An 8,695-nucleotide genomic window follows, 5' to 3' on the forward strand; every position below is an offset into this window, starting at 1 on the left:
TGTTCTGGGTGTCGCCGCCGGTCTGCGACGGGGTGTTCTGGGTGTCGCCGCCGGTCTGCGACGGGGTGTTCTGGGTGTCGCCGCCGGTCTGCGACGGGTTCTGGGTGTTGCCGCCGCCACCGACCTGCAACGGGCTCTGGGTGTTGCCGCCGCCACCGACCTGCAACGGGCTCTGGGTGTTGCCGCCGCCACCGACCTGCAACGGGCTCTGAATGATGTTGCCTTGGCCTCCACTTATTGTGTTGTTGATAATGCTTGTTGTGTTGTTCGTTACTTGGTTCACTACGGAGGATGGCAAGCCGAGCCTTTGCGCTTCTGCTTGTGCTGCCCGTCCCCCTATTGCGGCTGCCTGCTCCCTGGAAACGCCATTGCGCACTGCCTGCTGTGCTGCTGCTGTCCCTTTTGCAGTTGCTTCAGCGGCAGATGTCGTTGCGCCTGAGCCTGATCCCGGCCACCCGCACTGAATGGTGCCTACAGAAACCGGACCACCGCCAGTAATGCTGGTCCGAATGCCGCCATTCGGGCCCGCTGAGACGCGAGAACGGGATATGCCATCACGCGTGACGTCATATGTACGGTATGGAGCGAAGCCGTTACCACGTATCACCCCACTTTGTAGACTGCATGCCGCCACAGGGACTGCGGTCGGAAGAGCGGAAGCCGGGGAGGTTGAAATAAGGGTAACGGTTGACCCGGCGGACACCACCGCTGCTATCGCGGCCGCCAAAATTCCTTTTCGCATCGAAATTCCCTCCTCCTGCAGGGGCGGGTCCGATTCGCTCGTCCCATACAATCGGATAGTCAACCCAGGCCAGGGAAAGAGGCACTGCGCGCTACAAACCCGCAGCATTGGACCCCTGGAAACTTGCATGGCCGACGAAGCGGCTCAATCTCAATCTCGATACTCGTCTCACGCGTCGAATGAGTCAAATCGAATCGCGGGCTAAAAAATATCTAACCGCCCTGCTTGTCACTAGAAAGACCCACACTGAGATCCGAACGAGCCTCAGAGCCTCCATTGATCCGGTTACCGCCAAGTTACTTCAACGGCAAAAGATCACCGCAATTCACGTATAAACTATGGACGGCCTTTGTGGTTGGAATTAGCGACACCCGTGTCCCGACTCGGCTCCCGGTCGGCGACTTGACCTCCGACCGGGAGCCGAGACGTCGAGTTGCAGGGTCAGCGCGACGATCGGCCCTAGGTCACCCCAGGTCACCCGAGCTTCTTAAGCTGGGGTTCTGTCCACTCCCCAGCCCGCCTGGCTGGGTGGGCGTACTACGAACTCAAGCCTCTGTGACACCAAACAAAGGGCCCCGCCTCCCGGACGGGGGTACCGGGAGGCGGGGCAGGGGCAGGGTCAGACGGCTCTTCGCGTTACGCGGTGGTGAGTCTGACCAGCAGGTCGGCGACCATGCCCAGGCCAAGGGCGTTGGCGCCCTTGATGAGCACGACGTCGCCGGGTTGAAGCGATTTGTTGACCTGCTCGGCCAGCGGCACAGCGGGATTGGCCATCTCGGCGCTGACTCCGCTGGCACGGATGGTGTCGAGCATGGCCTCGACCTGCGGGCCGCCGACGAGGACGATGTGCTGGATGCCGCTGCGGGCGATACGGTCGGCGATCCTTTTGTGCCAGGCGGCGGCGTCATCGCCGAGTTCGGCCATCTCGCCGATCACCGCGACCTGCCGGCGGCGGGGGCCGGCAATGTCGCCCAGGGCTGCGATGGCGGCCTGCACGGCTTCGGGAGAGGCGTTGAACGAGTCGTTGATGACGGTGACAGCGTCGGGGCGGGTGGTGACCTGCATGCGATTGCCGGAGGTGATCTCGGCCTGTTCCAGCCCTTGGAGGACCGTGGTGAGGGGTACGCCGGCCGCCAGGGCAGTGGCTGCTGCGGCGAGAGCGTTGGTGGCGTTGTGGCGGCCGTGGATGCGCAGCTGCACGCTACCGGACTCGCCGCGGTAGGCGAGGGTGATACGGGGACGGCCCTGGTCGTCGAGCGTGATCTCGGTGGCCCTGACGGTGCTGTCTTCGCGTGTGCCGAAGGTGAGGACGTGTCCACGGGTGCGAGCTGCCATGGCCCTCACAAGGGGGTCGTCGCCGTTCAAGACGGCGACGCCGTCGCTCGGCAGGGCCTGGACGATTTCGGCTTTGGCGTCGGCGATGGCCTCGCGGCTGCCGAACTCGCCGATGTGCGCGGAGCCGACACCGAGCACGGTGGCGATGGTGGGACGGGCGATCTGGCACAGGGAGGCGATGTGTCCTTGGCCGCGGGCGCCCATCTCCAGCAGCAGGTAGGCGGTATTCTCCTCGACCCTGCTGACGGTGACGGGGAAGCCGATCTCATTGTTGAAGCTCTTCTGGGTCGCGACGGTAGGTCCGTCCAGGGTGAGGATCGCCGCGAGGATGTCCTTGGTGGTGGTCTTGCCTGCCGATCCCGTCACGCCGATCACGGTGCCGGTGAAGGCGGCCGCCACCTGCGCGGCAAGGCCGGCCATTGCTGTCAGCACGTCCGGCACGAGTAACGCCGGCACACCAACCGGGCGGGTGGCGAGCACTGCGGTGGCGCCGGCGGCGACAGCCTGGGCGGCGTAGTCATGTCCGTCGGTGTGACGGCCGGGCAGGCAGGCGAACAGGCCGCCGGGGGCGATGTCGCGGGAGTCGAACGAGAGCGGCGCGGTGACCATGGCGTCGGCGTCGGTGATCCGGTCGAGCGTGGCAGCGGTGGCGGCGGCGAGATGGCCGAGGGACAGGGGGATCATCAGGTGGTCTTTTCGGTGGAAGGGCCGAGGACGACGCCGCGGCCGGCGTAGAACCGGTCGAGGCTGGACCACGGCACGTGGTGGAACTGCTGGGAGCGGTCTGGCAGGCCGGAGGGGTTGTGAAGCACGACGGCTTCAGGGCTGGCGCCGACGGCCAGGACCAGATGGCCGCCGCGGTGCGGCGGAGCCGGGTCGAGAGTGCGGATGGTCTTGTGGACGCTGAGCAATACGACCTGGCCAGCGGCGATCTCGGCGTGCACCTCCTGGGCGGGAAGGTCCGGGCGTGACCGGGCGTGCAGGCCGAACCGTGTGCGCGCCCAGTCTGCGAAGGGTGCGTAGATCAGGCCCTTCACCTCATCGCCGGTACGTACGTAGGCGCCTGCCTCCAGGGCCTCGCGGACGAGCGGCACCGACGGGGGCACGTCGCGCCCGAGCCAGTCGAGCGTCATCCGCAGACAGGCCATGCCGCACACCCGTGGGGCCCAGAAGGCGTACTCCTCGCGACTGTCGGCGCCGGACTTCTGCCACAGCGGATCTTCAGCCGCACTGGTGCCCGAGATGAACTGGGGTACCAGCGCGGCCGATTCCCACTGGCTGTAGTACGGCACCTTGTGGGTGATCACGGATGTCATGGCGACAGTCTGCCGCCCGCAGCGCACTACGGTACGTATGACGCCTTCGTGAACGCCGTCATCAGCACGTGGCGGATGAGATCGTCATACGAGAGTCCGGCCGCGCCGGCCGCTGTCGCCAGGTTCCCGCGTTCCGACAGGCCGGGGACAGTGTTGATCTCCAGGACCGGTCGGCGTCCGCTGGGGTGCAGCAGGAAATCCACCCGCGACACACCGTGCGCTCCGACGGCGCGGTGTACCCGTAAGGCGGTCTGCTGCAGCATGGTGGTGACCATGCCGGGCAGGTCCGCAGGGCAGACCTCACGGCGCTCACCAGGGTTGTGCTTCGCCTCGTAGTCGTAGAACTGCCGGTCGGTGAACGCGGTGTGCACCGGCAACGGGGTGAGCTGGCCACCGATTTCCAGCACGCCCACTGTTGCGGGCGTGCCCTCCAGGTACTCCTCGATGATGAATCGCTCGTACTGGCTCCCGGTGCGCAGCAGGCCGGCAAGTTCTTCCTCGTCGTTGGCGATGCCGGCAGCAAGGCTTCCTCCGCCCGCGGCCGGTTTGACGAAGACCGGCCAGCCCAGCGTCAGGTGAGCAGTGGACGCGGTGGTCTCCATGGAATGGCTGGGGTGCGGGGTGACCCACCGCGGCGTGTCGATGGTCTGCGCCAGGAGAATCTGTTTGACGCGGTCCTTGTCCATGCCGATGGCGGACGCCTGCACACCAGAGCCGGTGTAGGGAATGCCGAGGGTGTCCAATGTGCCCTGGATCTTGCCGTCTTCGCCGCCGAGGCCGTGGCAGGCCAGCAGCGCGACATCGATGCGGCTTCGCAGCGCGGTCAGGTCCAGGCCGCGTAAATCGATCAGCTCAACGCTCAGGTTGCCGAGGATGTCGGCCTGCCGGGACAGTGACTTCGCTGCGGCCTCGGCACTGGCCACCGACCCGGGACGCTCAGGCGAGTCACCCCCGTAGATAACGCCGATGCGTAGGTCCTTGGGAAGTTCGGGCGTTGCAGAGGTACCTATCAACGTGGCCGTCAACGCGGTTCTCCTTCCATTTGAACGGGCTGGCGATCAGATCGCGCACCGTGTCCCGTCCTGTGCGAGTGGTACCTGCCTGGCCGCATCGGGGGAGCCGCTCGTGACGCGGCCAGGCAGGAGCTTCAAAGGCGCCCTCCGGAGGGTGAGGGCCTTCCCCCGGGGGTGGATGTCAGATCCAGTGGGTGAGCGTGTGCAGGCATTGGTCGCCGGTGAAGACGACGACCGGCGGTATGAACACGGACGACGCTGCGATGCACAGGGCTGCGGAGTGCCGCCGGGCGGTGCGAGCCAGCCGTAACGCTCGGTCGAGTAGGCGCATAGGGGGTTCCAGTGGTCAGGCCGCACCTGTCCTGTAGAAGCGGCAGATGGAACCGGCCCGGCAGGGTGCACGGGGACAACACGCTGCCGGGCCGGAGCTTCAAGACGCGGGCAGCCGGGGAACAGTGGCCCACACGGTCTTGCCGACCGGATCGCGGTCACGCGCCCCGAAGTCGGCGGCGACTACCCGCACGAGCATCAGGCCGCGCCCGCTCTCGGCGTCGCTCGGCACGATCATCGGCCGGGGGTGCTGGCGGCTGGGGTCGGACACCTCCAGCAGCAGCTCGTCGCCGTCGTCGGTGATGTGCACGTGCACCAGGTGCTGGGTGTCGCAGTGCCGGATCGCGTTGGTGACCAGCTCGCTGGTGATCAGGACAGCGGTGTCCACCGTGTCCTCGGGCACGCCCCAGCCGTTCAGGGTCCGGCCGACCTGGCGGCGGGCGATGTACACCGTCTTGGGAAACGGCGTGAACCACATTTCCCACGTCTGGATGGGCTGCACTAGCTGCAGCGGCCTGGTCATGACGCCGCCTGCTGTCCGCTGGCGTTCATCAGGCCCGCCAGCGCGCCGCACAGCGCCTCGGCGTCCTCAGCGGTCAGGACCAGCAAGGACTCGACAACGCAGACACGCTCCCCGATCCGGCGCAGCCGGACAGGAATCGCGATGCGCCCGGCTTGGGTGAGTTCCGGGACGCCGGGGGCACGCTCGACGCGCCATGCCCGTAACGTTCCATAAGGGAGGTGACGTTTCGTCATACCGTCACCGTAGAAGCACAGTTAGTGAACGACCCTGAGGAATAATCCGGGCTGACGGTAAGTCAGGGAAGAACGATCTTCACGCGGTCATGCCGATGTGCTGCGCCACGATCCTCAAGTCCTGCCGCCACATGGGCTTTTCCCGCTTGAGGAGATCTGCGACCGCCTCGCGGACCAGCGGGGAGAAGCCCACCTCTTCGGGTGACTGGCCGGTGATCCGCTTGAGCATGTAGACCGTGGCGAAGTCGTCGCGCTGGATGCGGTTGCAGTTCATGACCTCGATCAGGTACCTGGTGCGCCGCTCCAGCGGCAGCTCCGGGTTGTCCTCGACGCTGTCCGCCACCCGCAGCGCCTCCACCGTGTCGCCTTCCTCGGCACGCAGGTGCACCGCGTGCATGGCCACATTGGTGGGCCCGAAGCTGGTGTGCCAGTCGTTGCGGTCCCGGCCCAGACGCGCCGCTACCCGCTCGGCGCCCCGGTATAGGTCCCACGCCACCGGCCCCTGGTGGTCGCGCACCGCGGCGACAGCCGCCGACAGGTGCAGCGCCCCGTACGCCGACAGGTACTCCTTCGAGGCGTCCTCGCCGGGCCTGCAGCTGGCGATGGTCTCCCGCGCCAGGGCCACACTGTCCGCGACATCCCCCAACGAGGTGAGCACACACGCCAGGCCCCAGGTGGCCGCAGCAAGCAGCGCCGGGTCCCCCACCTGGTCCGCCAAGCCCACACCCCGGTCGGCGGCGATACGGGCCTGCACCGGCTCGCCGACACGGCGCAACCAGACCTGCGCCAGCCCGAACACGGAGATCAGCAACGCCACCGCCTGCCGCTCCTGCTCCTCACCACCGGCGTCGCGTACCGCCGCGTAGCCCTGCCGCAGCAGGTTCGGCAGCCGGCCGCCGACATCGGCGTACCGGTCATGGGTCTGCGTCTCGTACACCCGCCACGCGTCATCAACAGCCGCCCGGTACTCGTCCACAGGCACCTCACCGATCCCGGACGGCAGCAGCGACGACGGCAGCGCCAACGTACGGCGGATCGCGGGGACGGCCTCGTGCTCGGTCTGCGGCCCCGACACGGCACCGCTCAGGACACCGCCGGTCAGGTCGGTCAGGTCGCGGACGTTCAGCACCCGCGCGAGGTCGATCAGCACCGACAGACGATCAATGGGCAGCACGCCCTTCTCGATCTTGTAGGCCCAGTTCTCCGACTTGCCGACCAGCTCACCCATGGCCTTCTGCGACAAGCCCTGACGCTCGCGGTAGTACCGAATACGGGCGCCGATACCGAAGTTGTGCTCGACGGTCATGACCTGACGTCCCCTCACGCTCGTGGCATGCGTTGCAACCCTCCGCAGCCAGGGTACGGCCCGGCTCGGGGAAGGCGGGAGCTGTCAACCGGCCGCACACCCCCCTGGTATAGCGTGCCCACACCTGCACCCGGGGGTGCGACGCCACACTCGTACGGAGCCAGCCATGACCTACCGCGGCCTGATTCTCGACTTCGGAGGTGTCCTCACCATCCGGATGCGGCTCAACGGCGAAGCTTTCGAGCGCAGCGAGGGCCTGACACCCGGCGCCTACTTCCACGCGCTGGACGAGCACCCCGACGGGGTGGCGATCTACAAGGCGCTGGAGGTCGGCGAAGCCACGCAGGAGCAGTGGAACCAGGTCATCGGCGGCATCCTCGGCATAGACCCCACCGACCTGATGCGCCGCGCCCTGGCGAACCTGCCCCTGGAGCCCCGCATGGTCCAGGCCGCGCGCCGCGCCCGCGCCGCCGGCATCAAGGTCGCGATGCTCTCCAACAGCTTCGGCATCACCCCCTACAACCCGTATAAGGCGCTGGGCATGTGGGACGGCGAGTGGGACGCGATCGTACTGTCCGAGCAGGTCGGTGTGCGCAAGCCCGATCCGGGCATTTACCAGCATACCCTGGATGCTCTCCAACTGGCTGGCGAGGAGTGCGTGTTCGTCGACGACCACGCGGAGAACCTGCCGCCCGCCCAAGCCTTGGGCATCCGCACCATCCACCACACCGATGCCGTCGCCACGGTGACACAACTGGACGCGCTGCTCAGCTGCGCCACCCCGGCGACCTGATCACACCGCGGCGACGTCGGGGCGCGGCCCGACCCCCCTGGTGCACCGCGGGTGGGAGGCGGGCCACGCGGCAGCATGCCGGTGGCCTTGTCGGTGTCCTTGTGGCTGGCCCAGCCGCATGCGGCCCCGTCGAAGACCTGCACCCCCTGCGCGCCGGCCTGCCACGCCCCGTTGAGGGTGCCCGAGTTGTAGGCCACGGCGCTCATGGCCAGCGCCGCCGACTCCGCCCACGCCCTCACCGGCACGTACAGAAGAGCACCTACGCCAGCTGGTGCTGGGCAGCGAACCAGTCGGCGAGAGCCGTTTCCTTTTGAGGCCGTTTCCCAGCTCTCTACCGAAATGCTGAGCATCCGTAGCCAGTTACCACGCAGGGCCGGTGGTCGCCGAATTGCCGCTCAGCGCCCTCATAATCACCGCCTCGCTCATGTCCATCGCTAAGTGGTCGGCTCCGGAAATCCTTCGGGGGGTTGACGTTGGAGTCCAAGCAGTGTTGGGCAGTTGTCAGGGCTCAACCGGCATCGTTTCAACGGGCGGCTGATCACAGGTCTGACGTCTTGCTGAGGTTGGGCTCGGCGCAGGGGTCACGCCTCAGAATGTTGCAGGTACGCTCCGCTGGTGTCGAAGAGGCAGAAGAAGAAGTACCGCTCTGCGGCCCGCGCCGCTGGCGCGGGCATCGTTGTCGAGAAGGCGCCCCGGGCGGCGGTTCCGGCCGAGACAGCCCGTCGTCGCCTACACGTGGGTTCTGCTGTTCTCGGCGGGGCCGTAGGGGGCGCCATCGTTGTACCTGCGCTCTTGGAGCGATTCGGGGTAATGCGCTCCGGTGCGTGGGTGCCCGCCATGTTCGCGGGGTTGGCTTTGGCGCTGGGAATTCCGCTCCTGTACACGTCGTTTCGCTCGGTACGTCACGGCCCTGGTCAGCTTCTCACTGCTCGGACTGTCACGGGCAACCGCACGGTCGATCTGAGCAATCTGACGCAGATACGTCGAGTTCGCGTCCCCAGCAAGGCCAACGTCGCTCGGCTAGTCCAAGATCGTCTATGATCTCGATCTTGTGCCGAAGGATCACATAGCTGGTGAGACGTACCCGGAGCGGATCCGGATGGG

At 66.9% G+C, this 8,695-nt stretch carries 7 protein-coding genes and 1 pseudogene; 1 reads left to right on the plus strand and 7 read right to left on the minus strand.

Annotated elements, in window-relative coordinates; translation table 11 throughout:
* The 7 genes and pseudogenes from EFK10_RS00425 to EFK10_RS00455 all read right to left on the minus strand — a co-directional run.
* Positions 1 to 202, minus strand: a pseudogene (locus tag EFK10_RS00425) (hypothetical protein); the annotation flags it as partial.
* Between the two features lie 1,176 nt (positions 203 to 1,378).
* Positions 1,379 to 2,761, minus strand: coding sequence for a UDP-N-acetylmuramoyl-tripeptide--D-alanyl-D-alanine ligase (locus EFK10_RS00430; RefSeq protein WP_127353806.1), 1,383 nt, complete (start codon positions 2,759 to 2,761; stop codon positions 1,379 to 1,381).
* Positions 2,761 to 3,393: a C39 family peptidase gene (locus EFK10_RS00435; RefSeq protein ID WP_127353807.1), complete on the minus strand. Its 633-nt coding sequence runs from the start codon at positions 3,391 to 3,393 to the stop codon at positions 2,761 to 2,763. The genes EFK10_RS00430 and EFK10_RS00435 overlap by 1 nt, the downstream gene beginning before the upstream one ends.
* A 26-nt stretch (positions 3,394 to 3,419) precedes the next feature.
* Complete coding sequence (locus EFK10_RS00440; RefSeq protein WP_240676883.1) at positions 3,420 to 4,418, minus strand: D-alanine--D-alanine ligase family protein; 999 nt, start codon at positions 4,416 to 4,418, stop codon at positions 3,420 to 3,422.
* 418 nt (positions 4,419 to 4,836) lie between these two features.
* On the minus strand, positions 4,837 to 5,259 hold the full coding sequence (locus EFK10_RS00445; RefSeq protein ID WP_127353808.1) for an ATP-binding protein: 423 nt from the start codon (positions 5,257 to 5,259) through the stop codon (positions 4,837 to 4,839).
* Positions 5,256 to 5,492, minus strand: a complete 237-nt coding sequence (locus EFK10_RS00450; protein ID WP_127353809.1) for a hypothetical protein — start codon at positions 5,490 to 5,492, stop codon at positions 5,256 to 5,258. The genes EFK10_RS00445 and EFK10_RS00450 overlap by 4 nt, the downstream gene beginning before the upstream one ends.
* A gap of 79 nt (positions 5,493 to 5,571) precedes the next feature.
* Complete coding sequence (locus EFK10_RS00455; RefSeq protein WP_127353810.1) at positions 5,572 to 6,798, minus strand: helix-turn-helix domain-containing protein; 1,227 nt, start codon at positions 6,796 to 6,798, stop codon at positions 5,572 to 5,574.
* Between the two features lie 166 nt (positions 6,799 to 6,964).
* Between EFK10_RS00455 and EFK10_RS00460 the strand changes: the two genes are divergently transcribed.
* Positions 6,965 to 7,591 (plus strand): HAD family hydrolase, encoded by a 627-nt coding sequence (locus tag EFK10_RS00460; protein ID WP_127353811.1) that lies wholly within the window; start codon positions 6,965 to 6,967, stop codon positions 7,589 to 7,591.
* The last annotated feature ends 1,104 nt before the right edge of the window (positions 7,592 to 8,695 follow it).

Origin of the sequence: Streptomyces soli (assembly GCF_003999195.1) — a bacterium.
GTDB lineage: Bacteria > Actinomycetota > Actinomycetes > Streptomycetales > Streptomycetaceae > Actinacidiphila > Actinacidiphila soli.